The sequence below is a fragment of the Staphylococcus sp. HMSC067F07 genome, from assembly GCF_001837405.1.
GTDB classification, from domain to species: Bacteria; Bacillota; Bacilli; order Staphylococcales; family Staphylococcaceae; genus Staphylococcus; species Staphylococcus capitis.
Genome location: NZ_KV832232.1, coordinates 1 through 19293, shown reverse-complemented (window position 1 = coordinate 19293; position 19293 = coordinate 1). Strand labels below are relative to the sequence as shown.

Genomic DNA, 19293 nt, shown 5'->3' with positions numbered 1-19293 from the left:
TCACGTTTAAATACGTTTGAATATCCCTTGGCTTTTTTACGTTATAATTTAAATTTAATTTTATTCATTTTCATGTTCAGGAATAGGGAAGTATTTGAATATTTCTCCAGATTCCAATGACTCGCTTAATTGTTCTAACCATTCATAATATATTTTTGAATGATCTAATTGAGCTTTAACATTTAACGCATTTTCTTTTGCTTCTTCATCTAAATTTTCTTTGTTTAATAGTGGGTTGATGATCTTTTCGGCATCTTTAATTGCTTCCATGTTAGTATCGATTTCTCGTTCCCATTTTCTTGTAAAGAAGTTTCTAAAGAAATTAAAGAAGTCTTTCTCTGCGATAAAATGTTGCTTACGACTTCCGCGTGTAAATTGTTGTTTAACAATGTCGTATTCTTGAAGTTTCTTTACACCTGAACTCATACTTGGTTTACTCATTTGTAGTTGTTGACGCATCTCATCTAGTGTCATGCTGCCTTCAAAAACCATGATGCCATATAAATTGCCGACGCTACGATTAATACCATACAAATCCATCGTTTCTCCAATAGAGTTTATCACTAAATCTTTCGCTTGTTCGACTTGGTGCGCGTCATTATTCGTACGTGTCATCACTGCACCTCCAATTCTAATATTCAATTTTTTTACCACGTCAATTAAGTTAAATAACTTAAAATTGAAAATTTTACATGCCAAACTATTATAAAACCTTTTTACAAAAATTAAAATTAATTTATCAAATTAAAGTTGTAAGTAAGGAGAATAATGTTAAGTTTGGATATTTACTTGTGTATTACAAATGTATTTTAAGAAATTGACACGTTTTCAATACCTATGCTAACATAAGTTTGTAAAATTCGTTAAATAAAAATTTAACAAACTTAACGGAGGTTGTTTTGATGGAACTTGTAGATAAATTATCAAACCGTCAGTATATCGATGGTGAATGGGTTGAAAGTTCAAATAAAAATACAAGAGATATTATAAATCCTTATAATCAAGAAGTTATCTTTACAGTAGCTGAGGGGACTAAAGAAGATACGGAAAGAGCAATTTTAGCTGCAAGAAGATCATTTGAAGAGGGCGAATGGTCACTTGAAACAAGTGAAGTTAGAGGTAAAAAAGTAAGAGCCATCGCAGATAAAATTAAAGAAAATAGAGAAGAATTAGCTAAACTTGAAACATTAGATACTGGTAAGACATTAGAAGAATCTTATGCAGATATGGATGATATTCATAATGTATTCATGTATTTCGCAGGATTAGCTGATAAAGATGGTGGCGAAATCATTAATACGCCAATCCCAAATTCTGAAAGTAAAGTTATCAAAGAACCTATCGGTGTAGTTACACAAATCACACCTTGGAATTATCCTTTACTTCAAGCATCATGGAAGATTGCACCTGCATTAGCTACAGGTTGTTCTTTAGTTATGAAACCTAGTGAAATTACACCATTAACAACAATTCGTGTATTTGAATTAATGGAAGAGGTTGGTTTCCCTAAAGGTACAATCAACTTAATTCTAGGTGCAGGTTCAGAAGTTGGCGACGTTATGTCTGGCCATGAAGAAGTTGACTTAGTATCATTCACAGGCGGTATTGAAACAGGTAAACACATCATGAAACAAGCTGCTGACAATGTAACTGAAGTTGCTTTAGAACTTGGTGGTAAGAATCCAAACATCATTTTTGACGATGCAGACTTTGAATTAGCAGTGGATCAAGCGCTAAATGGTGGTTATTTCCACGCAGGTCAAGTTTGCTCTGCAGGTTCTAGAATTTTAGTTCATAACGATATTAAAGATAAGTTTGAAAAGGCACTGATCGACCGTGTAAGTAAAATTAAAATTGGTAATGGTTTCGATCAAGACACTGAAATGGGACCAGTTATTTCAACTGCACATCGTGAGAAAATTGAAAATTACATGGAAGTTGCTAAACAAGATGGCGCTACAATTGCTATCGGTGGTAAACGTCCTGAACGTGAAGATTTACAAGCAGGTTTATTCTTTGAACCTACTGTTATCACAGATTGTGATACATCAATGCGTATTGTTCAGGAAGAGGTCTTTGGACCAGTCGTAACTGTTGAAGGTTTCTCAGATGAAGAAGAAGCAATTCGTTTAGCTAACGATTCAATCTATGGATTAGCTGGTGCGGTATTCACTAAAGATATTGGTAAAGCACAACGTGTAGCTAACAAATTAAAATTAGGTACCGTTTGGATTAATGATTTCCATCCTTATTTCGCTCAAGCGCCATGGGGAGGTTATAAACAATCAGGTATCGGTAGAGAACTTGGTAAAGAAGGACTTGAAGAATACTTGATTACTAAACACATCTTAACAAACACGAATCCAGAACCAGTGAATTGGTTTAGTAAATAATTCTTCCATTTGAAAAAGTATGCTGATTTAATTTTCGAAATTAAAAAATATTCATTGCGAGTGAGCGCTTAGAAAAACATAATGGCGCTCACTTCAATATGTAAAACCTTTTAAGAAAGAGATGTTGAAAAACAAAGAAAACTATCAATTTTGGAGGTCGAATTTGATGAGTAGAAAACATGATTCATATGATTACATCATTATTGGTGGCGGAAGCGCAGGTTCAGTACTAGGTGCCCGTCTATCTGAAGATAAAGATAAAAATGTATTAGTATTGGAAGCTGGACGTAGTGACTATTTCTGGGATTTATTTATTCAAATGCCCGCAGCATTAATGTTCCCATCTGGTAACCCATTCTATGACTGGAGATATCAAACTGAAGAAGAACCTCATATGGGACGTAAAGTTGACCATGCTAGAGGTAAAGTGCTTGGTGGATCAAGCTCAATTAACGGTATGATTTATCAAAGAGGTAACCCAATGGACTATGAAGGCTGGGCAGAGCCAGAAGGTATGGATACATGGGACTTCGCTCACTGCTTACCATATTTTAAAAAGTTAGAAACAACTTATGGTGCGTCACCTTATGATAAAGTACGTGGACATAACGGACCGGTTAAATTAAAACGTGGACCTGCTACAAATCCATTATTTAAATCATTCTTTAATGCAGGTGTTGAAGCGGGATATCATAAAACACCAGATGTAAATGGCTTTAGACAAGAAGGATTTGGTCCATTCGATAGTCAAGTTCATCATGGTCGCCGTATGTCAGCATCTAGAGCGTATTTACGCCCAGCAATGAGACGTAGAAATCTAGACGTAGAGACACGTGCATTCGTTACGAAACTTAATTTCGATGATAACAATAGTAAAAAGGTAACAGGCGTCACTTATAAGAAAAATGGTAAAGAACAAACGGTTAAAGCTAACGAAGTCATCTTATCAGGCGGTGCGTTCAACACACCTCAATTATTACAATTATCTGGTATAGGTGATTCAGAGTTCTTAAAATCTAAAGGCATAGAGCCACGTATGCACTTACCAGGTGTGGGTGAAAACTTTGAGGATCACTTAGAAGTATACATTCAACATAAATGTAAACAACCTGTATCATTACAACCAAGTCTTGATGTAAAACGTATGCCGTTTATCGGTTTACAATGGATCTTTGCGCGTAAAGGTGCCGCAGCATCTAACCACTTCGAAGGTGGCGCATTTGTAAGATCAAATGATGAAGTGGATTATCCTAACTTAATGTTCCACTTCTTACCTATAGCTGTACGTTATGATGGCCAAAAAGCACCTGTTGCGCATGGTTATCAAGTTCACGTAGGTCCAATGTATTCAAATTCAAGAGGTAGCTTGAAAATTAAATCTAAAGATCCATTTGAAAAACCAAGTATCGTGTTTAACTACTTATCAACTAAAGAAGATGAACGCGAGTGGGTAGAAGCAATTCGTGTTGCACGTAATATTCTTAAACAAAAAGCTATGGATCCATTTAATGGTGGAGAAATATCACCAGGACCAGAAGTACAAACTGATGAAGAAATTCTAGATTGGGTACGTAAGGATGGCGAAACAGCATTACACCCATCTTGTAGTGCTAAAATGGGCCCTTCTTCAGACCCTATGGCTGTTGTAGATCCATTAACTATGAAAGTTCATGGCATGGAAAACTTACGTGTCGTAGATGCATCAGCAATGCCACGTACAACAAATGGTAATATTCATGCTCCAGTTTTAATGTTAGCTGAAAAAGCAGCAGACATTATTCGTGGTAGACAACCATTAGAACCTCAATATGTAGATTACTATAAACATGGTGTTCATGATGAGAAATCTGGCGCAATGGAAGACGATCCATTTTATCAATATTAATCGAACTAAGTTCGTCAATTAAATGAACAAAAGCTATTCTATAATTAGCGAAGCCTTTAAGTGAATTGAATTCAAATTCATTTAAAGGCTTTTTATTTATGTTTTGGTAATTCATTTTCTATTAATTTTCAAAAAGTATAATATTGTAGTTGTTAATATCATAAATAAAAAATATAGTAAAAAGACACTGTGCAACATTCCTTGACGATTAAGTTCTATAATTGAATTGAGGAGAGGATATAAATGAATCAAGAATTAATTAAACGTTTACGTGAGAAAGAAAGTAAAATGATTGAAATCAGACGATATCTTCACGAACATCCTGAACTTTCTTTTCATGAAACTGAAACGCCTCAATACATTGCCGATTTTTATAAAGAGAAAGATTGTGACGTTGAAACGAATGTAGGACCCAATGGTGTTAAAGTAACAATTGATAGTGGGAAATCAGGTAAGACGATTGCGATTCGTGCAGATTTTGACGCACTACCTATTGAAGAACAAACTGGACTGTCATTTGCTTCAAAAAATAAAGGCGTTATGCATGCGTGTGGCCATGATGCGCATACAGCATATATGCTTATTCTCGGAGAAACATTGATAGAAATGAAAGAACAATTCAAAGGTAAAGTCGTTATCATTCATCAACCTGCAGAAGAAATGCCGCCAGGTGGGGCCCAAGGTATGATTAAAGATGGTGTGCTTGATGGTGTGGATCATGTATTAGGTGCGCATGTTATGAGTACGATGGAAGCAGGTAAAGTCTTTTACAAAGAAGGCTATGTTCAAACAGGTCGTGCTTATTTTAAACTAGTTGTACAAGGTAAAGGTGGTCATGGTTCATCACCTCACATGGCTAATGATGCAATTGTGGCTGGTTCCAACTTTGTCACTACTGCTCAAACAGTAGTATCAAGACGTCTGAACCCATTTGAAACGGGTGTAGTCACTATAGGTTCGTTTGATGGTAAAGGTCAATTCAATGTGATTAAAGATCAAATTGAAATAGAAGGAGACGTTCGTGCTCTAACTGACCAGACTAGAGATACAATTCAACAAGAATTAACTAGAATTGTTAAAGGTATAGAGGAAACATTTGGAGTAACATGTGAATTCGAGTTCAAAAAGGATTATCCTGCGTTATATAATGATCCAGAATTCACTTCATATGTCGCAGAAACAATCAAAAATGCACAAATTGATGATATTAAAGGTGTTGAGATATGTGAACCTCAGCCACCATCAGAAGATTTTGCATTTTATGCTACTGAATTACCAAGTACATTTATTTATTCAGGTGCTGCACCTGAAGATGGTGATATTTACCCTCACCACCATCCTAAATTTAATATTAATGCATCATCAATGCTTGTTGCTGCTGAAGCAGTGGGCACTGTTGTTTTAGATTATTTAACTTAAAAGGAGATTTAATCATCAATGAATCAGCAACATGAATACATAGGGACTCGTAAACTTTTAATAGGAATCGTATTAGCAGTCATCACATTTTGGTTATTTGCTAATTCTTTAATCAATGTAATTCCTAATTTACAAACGTCATTTGGCAGTTATTTAAGTACAATAAGCATTGCGGTAAGTCTAACAGCTCTATTTTGTGGCATGTTTGTAGTTGGAGCGGGCAGTTTGGCAGATTATTTTGGACGTGTACGTTTAACGATAATTGGACTATGGTTAAATATTTTTGGCTCATTACTTATTATCGTTTCTGACTACATTCCGTTATTATTGATGGGACGTGCAATTCAAGGTCTTTCTGCTGCATTGATTATGCCTGCGACACTATCATTAATTAAAGCATACTATCATGGTGACAAACGTCAGCGTGCGCTCAGCTTCTGGTCTATAGGCTCCTGGGGAGGTTCTGGTTTCGCATCTTTATTTGGAGGGATGATAGCTACATTCTTAAGTTGGAGATGGATATTTGTCTTTTCAATTATCGTCTCCCTCATTGCAGTACTTTTAATTAAAGGTACGCCAGAATCTAAGAATCAACATGCATCATCAAGACAGTTTGATATTGTGGGTCTTATTTTACTAGTTGTAATGATGCTCAGTCTAAATATTATGATTACACAAGCTGCACATTTAGGTTTATTTTCCGTAGCGATTGTGTCATTATTTGTTGCATTTGTGTTATCTACAATATTATTTATCATCCTTGAAAATAGAAAACGCTATCCACTCATCGATTTTGCTTTATTTCGTAATCGATTCTATACGAGTGCGACATTTGCTAATTTTTTAATTAATACAGTTGCTGGTACGCTTCTCATAACGAATACGTTTGTCCAACAAGGTATAGGTTTAAGTTCATTTGAAACAGGTTTGTTGTCACTCACGTATTTGATTGCAGTATTAACAATGATTCGAGTAGGAGAGAAAATCTTACAAGAGTTTGGTCCTAGAAAACCTATGCTAATTGGTACGATGTCGACAACAGTGGGAATATTCTTAATGTCGATTACGTTTTTACCTATTCCAGTGTATATCACTTTATGCGTGATAGGATTTTTATTATTTGGATTAGGTTTAGGTTTATTTGCAACGCCTTCGACTGATACAGCCATTTCTCATTCTCCAGAGGAAAAGGTAGGCGTCGCCTCAGGTATTTATAAAATGGCTTCTTCAATAGGTGGCGCTTTTGGTGTGGCCATTTCAGGTTCAATTTATAGCATATTTTCAACATTATTTGATCCAAAATTAGGAGCAATGATGGGGCTATGGTTTAATACAATGATTGCTTTCACTGCATACTTTATTGTATGGCTCACACTTCCTAATACTAAAAAGACCTCATAAGAATCGTCTATTTTCTTTAAATTAAACAAACGTTTTAAAGAGTTTTCTTTTTGAAAATGCAAATAAATTTCACTGAATATTCTTTGATATGATGTTTTATGAGTCATTTCGTGATAGTATAAATTTATATTACGAAAAAAGGGGTGTTAGCGTGAGTTTCTATGAATTTATTCAGAACTTTGTGGGAGATCAAACGCCATTGGGAGAGTTAGCGGCGTGGATTAACCAAGATGCTCATTTTCCAATTGAAGAGACTGTAGCTGATAATATACTCAATTATTTCAATGAACTTAAAGATTTCGATCATGAACTCATAGAAATTGTTAAACGCTCATTATCCCTTTATGAACAAAGTAGGATGTAATACTTATAAATTGAAGTGAAATGAAGGAATTATATATGTTAATCAATGATGCATACAAGGCATATATTATAGAAGAAACTGATCATTCTTTTATGATAGAGAAAAATAATGATAAACAATATTACGAAGTGCTAGAATCTATAAATACACTATCGAACGACGCATTTTGCGTGTTAAATCATCTTTTTGTTAATGAAGGAAACGAAGAAGCTTTTGAACAAAAGTTTTTACAAAGAAACAAACACTTAGAAAATGTACCAGGATTTAGAGCGTTGAGATTTTTAAGACCTAAAACTGTAGGTCGACATTATATAATCGTAACTTTATGGGAAGATCGACAAGCATTTTATGATTGGCAGAATTCTGCTGAGTACGCAGAAACACATAAGAAACGTGGAACATCAAAAGGTGTGGATCATCGCATTGTTAATCGCGATTTATCATATAATGTTAGAATTGAACTTGAAAAACTTCATCATCATATAGATTTTGAAAGCGTCATATAGGTAAATAGGTGGAGAGAAGGGCAGAAATATAATTCTATTGTCCCGCATCCAACTTACATAGCTTGTTGAAATCTTTAAAATAATTTTTGATTTGGGAGTCCACCAATAAAAATGTTTAGAATTGTAGAAAATTGATGTAAGCGCAGTTTTAAAATAGTCATCCATTGCTAATATGTTAATTAAGGCTAAGACAATCATTTGTGTCTTAGCCTTCTTATTTATAGGCATTTAATTCTAAACTGCTTTTACAAGTTTAAATTGGTAAACGTGCCCCTCACTCATAATTAGAATAGAAGGTTTTGAGGTCACTGTATCATTTTGACAATATGACATTTCTCAACTTTAATAGTTATAAAGTCGATTAACGATTTCCAAATAAGATTAAATATTGAAAAATAGACAAATTTAAATAGTTAGGAGAGCACGAATCTAAAATGAATTTTTTCAAACTCATTACGATAATTTGTTCCTTAATTCCAATAGAGTTTATCGGCCTAAATATTGATTATCATACGGGGTCACTAATAGGTTATATTCCATTTGTGATTGTCGCGCTCTTAGTGAGTTTATCTATTTTTAAAACTGGTATAAAAAATAACATAGGCATTGTAATATGTAGGGTCATTGGGATATTTCTCTCTTGGATATGTGTTCATTTATTTATGAATGTTTATAATTCATCAGGTTATTTCACCCCATTTTCGACAGATGGTTTTGCAATATTTCTAGGAGCCATTCATGTCATAGTCATTATAATTATCTATTTAGTTATCTATAGTTTCTCTTCTCTAAATAAGTGATTGTATCAATATAGACACAAAAGGCTAGTTTAATGCCTAACCGCGTAAGGATTATTTTTAAAAGTGACTTATAAGTAACTGTTTCTGATTCTGTTCATCATATTCCTTACGCATATACAGTGCTCTAATAAGTAATACAAGAACAATTATCAATATAACTCCAATAATACTAAAAATTCAGAAAATTACTATAATATAAGTTTAATCCATTTGAATGGACTTTAAGTTCTGATAGTATGAGTATGAATGTGAATTGAAAGGAAGTACAGTTATGAACAAATCAGATTTACTTGCTCCAGAGAAATATAATATTATTTCTGAAATTGAAAAATACGCTTCAGATTCATCTAAAAAAGCGATTATTTATAAAGATAACGAACATGATAATATTTCAGTAAGTTATGAAGAGCTATTGCAAAATGCAAATAAAGTAGGGAATGTCTTTTTAAAACATGGTCTTAAAAAAGGTGACAAAGTATTAATCATGATGCCACGCGCTATCGCCACATACGAATTATACATCGCTGCGTTAAAATTGGGTATCGCAATTATACCAAGCTCAGAAATGTTACGTACAAAAGATTTACAATATCGAATTACACATGGTGAAATTGATGCAGTGATTGCATTTCACACATTAACTAAAGAATTTGAAGGCGTTAAAGAATACGAGGAACTTACTAAATTCATTATTGCTGGTCATCAAGATGGTTGGATTTCTATTGAAGATGAAAAAGCTAACGAAAGTAATGAACTTGAAAGTGCTGAAACGACACGTGATGATTTAGCAATTCTTTCATATACTTCGGGAACTACTGGTAATCCTAAAGCTGTTACACATTCTCACGGCTGGGGATATGCGCACTTACAAATGGCACCGAAACATTGGCTATGTATCAAAGAAGATGATCTTGTGTGGGCAACGGCTGCTCCAGGTTGGCAAAAGTGGGTATGGAGTCCGTTCTTATCAATACTAGGAACTGGCGCAACAGCCTTTGTATATAATGGACGTTTCCAACCAGAAACGTATCTTGAATTATTACAAGATTATCAAATTAATGTATTATGTTGTACGCCGACTGAATATCGTATGATGGCAAAATTAAGTAATCTAAATGACTATCATTTAGAACATCTACACAGTGCGGTTTCAGCAGGCGAGCCACTTAATCGTGAAGTTGTAGAGCAATTTAAGAACAACTTTAATCTTACAGTAAGAGATGGTTATGGTCAGACTGAAAGTACATTGCTTATCGGTTTTCTTAAAGATACAGAACCACGTACGGGGTCTATGGGTAAAGGCATTCCAGGTAGTTTTGTCACAATTATTGATGATGATGGTAATGAAGTTCCACCTCAAACTAAAGGTAATATCGCTGTGCCATTAGATTTGCCTGCATTATTTAAAGGATATTATAAAGATGAGGAACGTACGAAAGCGGCTTCAGCAGGTGATTATTATGTCACAGGAGATTTAGCGCATAAAGATGAAGATGGCTATTTCTGGTTTGAAGGACGTCGTGATGATATTATTATCAGCTCTGGCTATACAATCGGTCCATTTGAAGTAGAGGACGCATTGACGAATCATCCTGCTGTTAAGGAATGTGCAGTGGTTGCTAGTCCTCACGAGATTCGTGGTAATATTGTTAAAGCCTTTATCATTTTACAAAATAACTATGAAGGCAATGATGAACTAGTTAAAGAACTTCAGACATTCTGTAAAAATGAAGTGGCCCCTTACAAATATCCTAGAGCAATAGAATTTGTCGATGATTTACCAAAAACAAATTCTGGTAAAATTCGCCGTGTCGAACTGCGTGATGCGGAAATTGCAAAATACAATAACCAAGATTAATTTAATTCGTACTATAAAGTTATAATTATGTATTAAACTGTCGATTCAGTATTAAACTGAGTCGACAGTTTTTTGTGTATAACATATTTATATTTTCACTAATGTTGTTTTAAAGGCTTTTATTCACGTAATCGTAATATTTATGAAATCCTTTTCATAAAAATAGTTGTAATTATTCTTTTAATATGTCATACTAAAAAAATGATTAGTATGACATATTTAAAGAAGAGGTGGTCTATGATGACACAATATATTTATGCATTTGACGAAGGACGCATTTCAATGAAAGATTTATTAGGTGGGAAAGGTGCTAACCTGTCTGAGATGAAACGTTTAGGTTTACCGGTACCTGATGGATTTACAATTACAACCGAGGCATGTATTGATTACTTAAAACAAAATGAACAATTGCCAACAGAAGTTAAAACACAATTGATACATCACTTAACGTCCTTTTCAGAAAGAACAGGAAAATCATTCTCCTCTGACGAAGATTTATTATTAGTTTCAGTGCGTAGTGGCGCAAAAATTTCTATGCCTGGAATGATGGATACTATCCTTAATTTAGGTTTGAACGATGACAACGTGAAGAAACTTGCTGATAAAACAAATGATGCACGCTTCGCCTATGACTGTTATCGACGTTTATTACAAATGTTTGGTGAAGTCGTTTATGGTATCCCTATGATGGCATTTGATACATATTTTGATGATTTCAAAAATAAACATAATTACAAGAACGATGCGGATATACCTGCTGACGGCTTGCAAACGATATGTGAAAGGTTTAAAGAGATTTACCGAGAAGAGGTATATAAGCCATTTCCTCAAGAACCATTAAAGCAATTAGAGGAAGCGATTGAAGCGGTATTCAAATCTTGGGATAACGATCGAGCGCGTGTATATAGAGAATTAAATGATATTCCGCATGATATTGGAACTGCAGTCAATGTGCAAGAAATGGTATTTGGTAATAGTGGAGAACAGAGTGGTACAGGTGTTGCGTTTACCAGAAACCCAGTTACTGGTGATAACCAATTATTTGGAGAGTACTTACTTAATGCGCAAGGTGAAGACGTTGTAGCAGGAATTAGAACACCACAAGATATTGATACATTAAAGGCGCAAATGCCAGAGGTTCATCAAGAATTTGTTGAAGTGACAAAGCAACTTGAAACACACTATAAAGACATGCAAGATATCGAATTTACGATTGAAAACGGCAAGCTTTATTTACTTCAAACACGTAATGGGAAACGTACGGCAAGAGCTGCCATTGAAATTGCTGTGGATATGGTTAATGAAGGTTTAATCACTCGCAAAGAGGCAGTAGCGAATGTGGATGTAAAATCAATCGATCAATTATTGCATCCTAATTTTAAGGAAGAAGCCTTAGAGCAAGCAACTGTTATTTCGAAATTAGGGTTACCTGCAAGTCCAGGTGCAGCAACAGGCCAAGTCGTCTTCTCAGCTGAAGATGCGAAAGAACAAGCTGAAAAAGGTCATCGTGTAGTTCTGATGCGTCCGGAAACGTCCCCAGAAGATATTGAAGGTATGATTGCTAGTGAAGCTATCGTTACAACTCATGGAGGTATGACATCTCATGCAGCAGTTGTGGCAAGAGGGATGGGTAAATGTTGTGTTACAGGTTGTTCAGATGTTGAAATCGATACTCTAAATAAAACGGTTTATTATTCAGATGGCGAATTGAATGAAGGTGATGTGGTTTCGGTAGATGGTTCCACAGGAGATTTATATGTAGGTGAGATTGAAACGGTCAATGCAGAACACAGTGAAGCATTTGAACAATTTATGGAATGGTCTGAAGAAACTGCGCGCTTACAAGTCAGAATGAATGCCGAAACACCTCAAGATATTAAAGCAGGATATAATTTTGGTGCTAAAGGGATTGGACTTGTAAGAACAGAGCATATGTTCTTTGGAGCTGAGCGTTTAATAGAGATGCGCCGATTTATTTTAGCTTCAGACCATGAAGCACGTATTGGTGCATTAGAGAAGATTAGAACGTATCAAGTAGAGGATTTTGAAGCTATATTTAGACTTTCTCAAGACCGACCTACAATTGTGCGCTTATTAGATCCACCATTACATGAATTTTTGCCAAGCTCAGATGAAGACATCGCAAGCGTTGCCGAACAACTTGATATTCCTAAAGATGTATTACGTAAGCGTATCGCTGAACTCAACGAAGTTAATCCTATGTTAGGTCACCGTGGTTGTCGCTTAGCTATAACTTATCCTGAGTTATACGAAATGCAAGTAGAGGCGATTATTGAAAGTGTATTGAAACTTAAGAAAGAGGGCATAGAGTGTCATCCTGAAATTATGATTCCACTTGTTTCAACTGTTGAAGAGTTTATTACTCTAAAAGGCCGTTTAGCAGAAACAATTACTCAATTGGAAAATGACGCAAAAACAAATGTGAATTATCTTATTGGTACAATGATCGAAACACCGAGAGCATGTTTAATTGCGCAACAACTCGCACAACATTGTGATTTCTTTAGTTTCGGTACAAATGATTTAACACAATTAACTTATGGTTTTTCAAGAGATGATGCAGGGAAATTTATAAACGTGTATACTGAAAGTAACATTTTACAGATTGATCCATTCCAAACATTAGATAAAGATGGTGTGGGACAATTGATTCAATACGCGGTTGAACAAGCTAAGCAAATAAAACCAGAGATCAAGATAGGCGTATGTGGTGAACTTGGTGGTGATGCTAAATCAATTCATCAATTTAATCAATGGTCTATTGACTATGTATCATGTTCGCCATTCAGAGTACCTGGTGCGATATTAGCTACTGCTCAAAGTCAGGCGGAGGAAAGCGAGCGATAAGGTGGAAGAGAAGAACGATCAAGTTTTAAAGTTATTTATTGTTTCGGATTCAATTGGGGAAACGGCACAACGTATGATTCATGCTACATTAACCCAATTCCCAGATTTGACCCAAGTTGAGATTAAGAAATTTCCGTACATTAAAGATGAACAAGAATTTCTTAATGTGCTTCAACTTGCTCGAGAACAAAATGCAATTGTAGCGACAACATTAGTGAGCGAATCATTTAATGCTTTAGGTCATCAGTTTGCGAAAGAACATGATATTCCATACGTCGATTATATGTCAGAGTTAATTCGAATAATTGAAACGCATACAGATGCTAAACCTTTAATGGAAAGTGGCGCATTACGTAAACTTAATGATGAATATTTCAAACGTATTGAAGCTATTGAATACTCAGTCAAATATGATGATGGTAAACATTTTACAGATATTGGTGAAGCGGATGCGTTAATTGTAGGAGTTTCACGTACGTCTAAAACACCATTAAGCATGTATTTAGCCAACAAAGGTTATAAAATAGCAAACATCCCTTTAGTACCGGAAGTTGCCATTCCAGACAATGTATTTCAACAAAAGGGACTAAAAGTGTTTGGCTTAACTGCAAGTCCGAACTATATTGCAAACATTCGTCGCAATCGTGCTGAAACGTTAGGGTTATCTGCTGAGTCTACATATAATAGTTTGGAACGAATTAAGAAAGAACTCTCTTATGCAGAAGAAGTTTTCAAAAAATTGAATGCTACAGTCATCAATACTGAGTATAAATCTATTGAAGAATCTGCATTTTATATAGAAAAGTTTTTAATGCAACGTTAAATTGCTTATTTTAACAGTACGAGGTTGAAGTAGAAAACTTTAACTTTGTGCTGTTATTTCATGTTGATGTGGGTGTGCATTAAGAGCAATATTGTAGTCGGATTAAAAGAGAAAAAATATTTTGTAATTAATATATTTTAGTATAAAAAAATTATTATTAAACAATTGAATAATCTTAGTTAGAATAATTTACATTTCCTTATTGTTGCTTTAACATAGAAGTGTAGTAACTAGTAAAGAGTTTAAGATGCTCTTTAATTTTTGGAGTTGTGAATTGGGATTTAATAAAAGAACAACTCTAATGTACTGGTGTAATATATTTTAAATTATTTGAGAGGTGAACAACATGGCAAAGTCTGAGAAAAAAGACGTTGTATTAATTGGTGCCGGTGTACTTAGTACAACATTCGGTTCAATGTTAAAAAGCATCGAACCTGAATGGGATATCCATTTATATGAACGTCTAGATCGTCCCGGTATTGAAAGTTCAAATGAACGAAACAATGCGGGTACAGGACACGCTGCGTTATGTGAATTGAACTATACAGTTCAACAACCAGATGGTTCAATTGATATCGAAAAAGCAAAAGAAATCAACGAACAATTTGAGATTTCTAAACAATTCTGGGGTCACTTAGTAAAAAGTGGACAAATTGAAAATCCTAGAGAGTTTATTCATCCATTACCACACATTAGTTTCGTACGTGGTAAAAATAACGTGAAATTCTTAAAAGATCGTTATGAAGCAATGAAAAACTTCCCAATGTTCGATAATATCGAATATACAGAAGACTTTGAAGAAATGAAAAAATGGATTCCGTTAATGATGGAAGGTCGTGAAAATAACGGTGGCGTTATGGCGGCTAGTAAAATTGATGAAGGTACAGACGTTAACTACGGTGCTCTTACTCGTAAAATGGCTAAAAACCTTCATGACTCTTCAAACGTTGAAGTACAATACAATCATGAAGTTGTAGACTTTGAACGTTTATCTAATGGTAAATGGTTAGTTAAAATTAAAAACCGTAATACTGGTGATGTATTTGAACATCAAACAGATTATGTATTTATTGGTGCCGGCGGTGGAGCGATTCCACTTCTACAAAAAACTGGCATTCCAGAAAGTAAACACTTAGGTGGATTCCCAATTAGTGGTCAGTTTATTGCTTGTACTAACCCTCAAGTTATTGAACAACACGATGCCAAAGTATACGGTAAAGAACCACCTGGCACACCACCTATGACAGTTCCTCACTTAGATACGCGTTATATCGATGGTGAAAGAACATTATTATTTGGACCATTCGCGAATATTGGACCAAAATTCCTTAAATTTGGTTCTAACCTTGATTTATTCAGATCTGTTAAGCCATATAACATCTCAACATTATTAGCTGCAGCAATTAAGAATGTGCCATTAATTAAATATTCAATTGATCAAGTGATTATGACTAAAGAAGGTTGCATGAATCACTTACGTACATTCTATCCTGAAGCACGTGATGAAGATTGGCAATTATACACAGCAGGTAAGCGTGTACAAGTTATTAAAGATACTGAAGAGAATGGTAAAGGCTTCATTCAATTCGGTACTGAAGTTGTGAACTCTGAAGATCATTCAGTTATCGCTTTATTAGGTGAATCACCAGGAGCTTCTACTTCAGTTTCAGTTGCATTAGAAGTATTAGAACGTAATTTCCCTGAATATACTTCTGATTGGAAACCGAAAATTAAAGAAATGATTCCTTCTTATGGAGAATCATTAATTAATGATGAACAATTAATGAGAAAAATCCGTAAACAAACTTCAAAAGACCTAGAACTAGGTTATTATGATAAAGCTAAAAAATAGAATAGATATTTTTAACGTGTGAGATGTAAAGATGTCTCACACGTCTTTTTTATATACAAATATTTCACCTCATGCCTAGAATATTAATTAATTTTAATAAATAAAGGTAAGAGATACAATGGAGTCAAAGTTAGAGTCGAAGGAGTTTGATGATATGACAAATGAAAATATCTTTGATCAACAGTTTTGGAAAGAGGCTTGGGACAATGATCCTAATACACAAGATAAAAGAATGAAACGTGCAGGTTTAGGTCAACCTGATGCTCCAGGCTTTGAAAAATGGGCTGAAAATTTTAATAAAAATTCTTTTACTGAAGAGAGTCAAAAAAGAGTAAAACGAATTATGTCATGGATTCAGAATCAAACAGGAGGATTTGAAAACCTAAGTATACTGGATGTTGGTGCTGCTTCAGGAGTGTTTAGTATACCGTTCTCAAAAGAAAGCGCTAAAGTTACTAGTCTTGAACCCTCATCCATATTGCACGGTATGTTAAAAGATAATGCGCAACATTATGGTGTAGAGATTGAAACAATTAATGAATCATTTGAAAATATTGAAACGACAGAGATTAAAAAATTCGATTTAGTCTTTGCATCAATGTGTCCTGCAGTAACAACATGGGAAGCCGTGGAAAAAGCTATAGATATAGCTCATCAATATGTTTATGTCAGCTTAATAGCAGGACCTAAAGAAAACTCAATCGTGGATGAGGTCGTTGCTTTTCTTGAATTAGAACCTTCGCCGATGACTGCTGATTTATATTATTTATTGCAGCTACTTTATTGCAATAACTATACGTATGAAACCTTAATTGAGCGTCATACACAACATGCTGAAAAAAGTGTAGATGAAGTCATGCGTCAATTACGTTCTTGGTTAAAAGAAGTGGAAATTGAAATGAATGCGCAACAAAAAGAGAGTATTGAACAATATTTACGAGATAAATATGGCGATCATGTGCCCGTAGTTACAGGTGGTAAGTTTGGGAAAGTACTTATCACATTACAAGACTAAATGTATTGAAGGTACGACTTCTAAATGCCGTTTTAACAGTATTTGTTAAAATGGTATTTATTTTTCGAAAAATTATTACGATATATCGTTGACATATTTCGATATATCGCTTAGGATATTGATATATCGAAATAACAAATAAAGAAAGGTGATTTAAATGTTCAGAAGAAGACCTGAAATGATAAGACAAAGAATGGAGCGATTTGAAGGATTTGATTTTGGCAGAGGATTTGGTGGTCCGAGAGGCGGCGGTCGTGACCGCTTTTTCAAGAAAGGCAATTTACAATTTGTCATTCTTAAAATGTTGAAGGAAGAATCACGTCATGGATATCAAATTATTAAAGATTTAGAAGAACGTTTTAAAGGCTTCTATTCACCTAGTCCTGGATCTGTTTATCCTATCTTACAAATGTTAGAAGATAGAGAATTTGTATCAATCTCTAAAGATGGTAAAAAGAAAGTGTACTCAATCACTGAAGAAGGTGAGAAGTTCTTAGAGGAGAATATTAATAATGATGAATTTACACAACGAATGGAACAGTTTCAAAATATAGACTTTGAGCAATTAAAAGCATCAAGAGAACAATTACATGAGGTGTTCCAAGGATTTATGAAAGCGAGTCAGCAAGCACTACAAGATGAAGAATTGAAAAAAGAGTTTGACCAATTTGTAGAAGAAACAAAAGCACGTTTGGAACAATTTTCTAAATAAAAATAGATAGTGGGGGAGTTCAAATGAATATAAAAGATGTTAAAAGCGTAGGTATTATTGGAGGAGGACCTGGTGGATTAATGCTAGGACTTCTTTTGCAACAACAAGGATTTGAAGTGTCAATTTTTGAGAAAGCTGGGTTAGATGTAAATCGAGACCGTGGAGGTTCCTTAGATATTCATGAGGAGAGTGGCCAGTTACCATTAAAAGAAACAGGTATTATTGATCGATTTAGAGAGCTTGCTCGTTTTGAGGGTGAAGATACTCGCGTTTTAGATAAAAATGGTAAGGTTTATTATGAAGAAACAGCCGATCCTGAAGTTGAGGGAGGACGTCCAGAAATTGATCGTGGTGAACTATGTGATATCATCAGTGAACAATTAAGTGAAGGCACAGTAATATATGGTAAAGCGTTCGAATCACTTCGTCGCTTAGACAATGGACAAGTTGAAGTCTCATTTGTTGAGGGAGATACAGCTGAGTTTGACTTTGTAGTTGGGGCTGATGGAGCATTTTCAAAAGTGAGACCTTATTTAGCAAATGTGGACGTAGAATATAATGGTATTTCAATGGTTGAACTAAATGTAGAAGATGCATACAATCAATATCCTGATTTAGCAGCGTTTAATAAAAATGGGAAAATGATGGCATTTGGTGACCATAAAGCAATTCTTGGTCAAGTGAATGGCAATGGAAGAATTAAAGTATATATGTCTTATCAAATGGATTATGAGGAATTTGAAAAATTTAAAGGAATGAGTAAGTCAGAAATTAAAGAACAGTTGTTACAAGATTTCTCGGACTGGGACGAAGATTTAAAAAAATATATTGAATATGCTGGTGATGATGTACTCTTACGTCGAATTTACAAATTGCCTATAGGGTTTAAGTGGGAGAATCAATCTAATCTCACTTTAATCGGAGATGCAGCGCATTTAATGAGTCCATTTGCAGGCGAGGGTGTTAATATGGCATTCTACGATGCATATTTATTAGCGAAAGCACTTAAAGAGAATAATAATTTACAAGATGCGTTGAAAGAATATGAAGCATCTATGTATGAAGCTTCAGAACAGAGTGCAAGTGAGTCTCAAGCTAATTTAGAAGAAATGTTTGGTGATGACGCTGCTCAAAAATTTGGCGATTTCTTTAATCACATTGGTGAATTGTTTGAAGAGCATCAAGCACAAAAATTAGATAATAAATAATAAAAAGTATAAAGAAATGCCGTGTGGTCAAATAGATTACCACACGGCATTTTATATTAGGTTAAGCAAGATAATGTTGCATAACCGGAATGATAGACGGGCTTCAGTAAGCAGGTTTTTCGGCAGAAACTCTCAAAGTCTCGTCAAAACTACAAAACAGTTTTGCTCGCTTTTCGGTTCTGCTCAAAA

15 protein-coding genes are annotated in these 19293 nt (G+C 34.7%); 14 read left to right on the top strand and 1 reads right to left on the bottom strand.

All coding sequences use genetic code 11. The features are described from left to right. Window positions 1–60: 60 nt before the first annotated feature. Window positions 61–615: a choline uptake/conversion transcriptional regulator CudC gene (locus tag HMPREF2706_RS02820; RefSeq protein WP_030059178.1), complete on the bottom strand. Its 555-nt coding sequence runs from the start codon at window positions 613–615 to the stop codon at window positions 61–63. Between the two features lie 287 nt (window positions 616–902). Between HMPREF2706_RS02820 and betB the strand changes: the two genes are divergently transcribed. From betB to HMPREF2706_RS02750, 14 genes are all read left to right on the top strand, one after another. Then, window positions 903–2393 (top strand): betaine-aldehyde dehydrogenase, encoded by a 1491-nt coding sequence (gene betB / locus HMPREF2706_RS02815; RefSeq protein ID WP_023351054.1) that lies wholly within the window; start codon window positions 903–905, stop codon window positions 2391–2393. A 166-nt stretch (window positions 2394–2559) separates the two neighbouring features. Continuing rightward, window positions 2560–4278 carry a choline dehydrogenase gene (gene betA, locus HMPREF2706_RS02810; protein ID WP_064212219.1) on the top strand — a complete coding sequence of 573 codons (1719 nt, stop codon included), beginning with the start codon at window positions 2560–2562 and terminating at the stop codon, window positions 4276–4278. 243 nt (window positions 4279–4521) lie between these two features. Further along, window positions 4522–5697, top strand: a complete 1176-nt coding sequence (locus tag HMPREF2706_RS02805; RefSeq protein ID WP_070862177.1) for a M20 family metallopeptidase — start codon at window positions 4522–4524, stop codon at window positions 5695–5697. 18 nt (window positions 5698–5715) lie between these two features. Then, complete coding sequence (locus HMPREF2706_RS02800; RefSeq protein WP_030059174.1) at window positions 5716–7098, top strand: MFS transporter; 1383 nt, start codon at window positions 5716–5718, stop codon at window positions 7096–7098. A 151-nt stretch (window positions 7099–7249) separates the two neighbouring features. Beyond that, window positions 7250–7462, top strand: a complete 213-nt coding sequence (locus HMPREF2706_RS02795; RefSeq protein WP_023351057.1) for a sterile alpha motif-like domain-containing protein — start codon at window positions 7250–7252, stop codon at window positions 7460–7462. A gap of 35 nt (window positions 7463–7497) precedes the next feature. Continuing rightward, a complete protein-coding gene (locus HMPREF2706_RS02790) occupies window positions 7498–7968 on the top strand; it encodes an antibiotic biosynthesis monooxygenase family protein (RefSeq protein ID WP_030059173.1) in 471 nt (156 codons plus the stop codon). Window positions 7969–8402: 434 nt separating this feature from the next. Next, the gene (locus HMPREF2706_RS12340; RefSeq protein WP_030059172.1) at window positions 8403–8768 is read left to right on the top strand and encodes a hypothetical protein; all 366 of its coding nucleotides are present in this window, start codon (window positions 8403–8405) and stop codon (window positions 8766–8768) included. Window positions 8769–9039: 271 nt separating this feature from the next. After that, window positions 9040–10626 carry an acyl-CoA synthetase MbcS gene (gene mbcS / locus HMPREF2706_RS02780; protein WP_030059171.1) on the top strand — a complete coding sequence of 529 codons (1587 nt, stop codon included), beginning with the start codon at window positions 9040–9042 and terminating at the stop codon, window positions 10624–10626. A gap of 240 nt (window positions 10627–10866) precedes the next feature. Next, window positions 10867–13494 (top strand): pyruvate, phosphate dikinase, encoded by a 2628-nt coding sequence (ppdK, locus tag HMPREF2706_RS02775; protein WP_037550613.1) that lies wholly within the window; start codon window positions 10867–10869, stop codon window positions 13492–13494. Window position 13495: 1 nt separating this feature from the next. Then, complete coding sequence (locus HMPREF2706_RS02770; RefSeq protein WP_002432738.1) at window positions 13496–14317, top strand: pyruvate, water dikinase regulatory protein; 822 nt, start codon at window positions 13496–13498, stop codon at window positions 14315–14317. 346 nt (window positions 14318–14663) lie between these two features. Beyond that, window positions 14664–16169 (top strand): L-lactate dehydrogenase (quinone), encoded by a 1506-nt coding sequence (gene lqo / locus HMPREF2706_RS02765; protein ID WP_002432748.1) that lies wholly within the window; start codon window positions 14664–14666, stop codon window positions 16167–16169. A 154-nt stretch (window positions 16170–16323) separates the two neighbouring features. After that, a complete protein-coding gene (locus tag HMPREF2706_RS02760; protein ID WP_030059064.1) occupies window positions 16324–17184 on the top strand; it encodes a class I SAM-dependent methyltransferase in 861 nt (286 codons plus the stop codon). A gap of 157 nt (window positions 17185–17341) precedes the next feature. Further along, window positions 17342–17896 carry a PadR family transcriptional regulator gene (locus tag HMPREF2706_RS02755; RefSeq protein ID WP_002432898.1) on the top strand — a complete coding sequence of 185 codons (555 nt, stop codon included), beginning with the start codon at window positions 17342–17344 and terminating at the stop codon, window positions 17894–17896. A gap of 23 nt (window positions 17897–17919) precedes the next feature. Next, window positions 17920–19104, top strand: coding sequence for an FAD-dependent oxidoreductase (locus HMPREF2706_RS02750; protein WP_030059066.1), 1185 nt, complete (start codon window positions 17920–17922; stop codon window positions 19102–19104). Window positions 19105–19293: the final 189 nt, after the last annotated feature.

Excerpts from the sequence above, each read along its gene's own strand:
- HMPREF2706_RS02820 (WP_030059178.1), bottom strand. The coding sequence starts at position 615 with ATGACACGTACGAATAATGACGCGCACCAAGTCGAACAAGCGAAAGAT.
- betB (WP_023351054.1), top strand. The coding sequence starts at position 903 with ATGGAACTTGTAGATAAATTATCAAACCGTCAGTATATCGATGGTGAA.
- betA (WP_064212219.1), top strand. The coding sequence starts at position 2,560 with ATGAGTAGAAAACATGATTCATATGATTACATCATTATTGGTGGCGGA.
- HMPREF2706_RS02805 (WP_070862177.1), top strand. The coding sequence starts at position 4,522 with ATGAATCAAGAATTAATTAAACGTTTACGTGAGAAAGAAAGTAAAATG.
- HMPREF2706_RS02800 (WP_030059174.1), top strand. The coding sequence starts at position 5,716 with ATGAATCAGCAACATGAATACATAGGGACTCGTAAACTTTTAATAGGA.
- HMPREF2706_RS02790 (WP_030059173.1), top strand. The coding sequence starts at position 7,498 with ATGTTAATCAATGATGCATACAAGGCATATATTATAGAAGAAACTGAT.
- HMPREF2706_RS12340 (WP_030059172.1), top strand. The coding sequence starts at position 8,403 with ATGAATTTTTTCAAACTCATTACGATAATTTGTTCCTTAATTCCAATA.
- mbcS (WP_030059171.1), top strand. The coding sequence starts at position 9,040 with ATGAACAAATCAGATTTACTTGCTCCAGAGAAATATAATATTATTTCT.
- ppdK (WP_037550613.1), top strand. The coding sequence starts at position 10,867 with ATGACACAATATATTTATGCATTTGACGAAGGACGCATTTCAATGAAA.
- lqo (WP_002432748.1), top strand. The coding sequence starts at position 14,664 with ATGGCAAAGTCTGAGAAAAAAGACGTTGTATTAATTGGTGCCGGTGTA.
- HMPREF2706_RS02760 (WP_030059064.1), top strand. The coding sequence starts at position 16,324 with ATGACAAATGAAAATATCTTTGATCAACAGTTTTGGAAAGAGGCTTGG.
- HMPREF2706_RS02755 (WP_002432898.1), top strand. The coding sequence starts at position 17,342 with ATGTTCAGAAGAAGACCTGAAATGATAAGACAAAGAATGGAGCGATTT.
- HMPREF2706_RS02750 (WP_030059066.1), top strand. The coding sequence starts at position 17,920 with ATGAATATAAAAGATGTTAAAAGCGTAGGTATTATTGGAGGAGGACCT.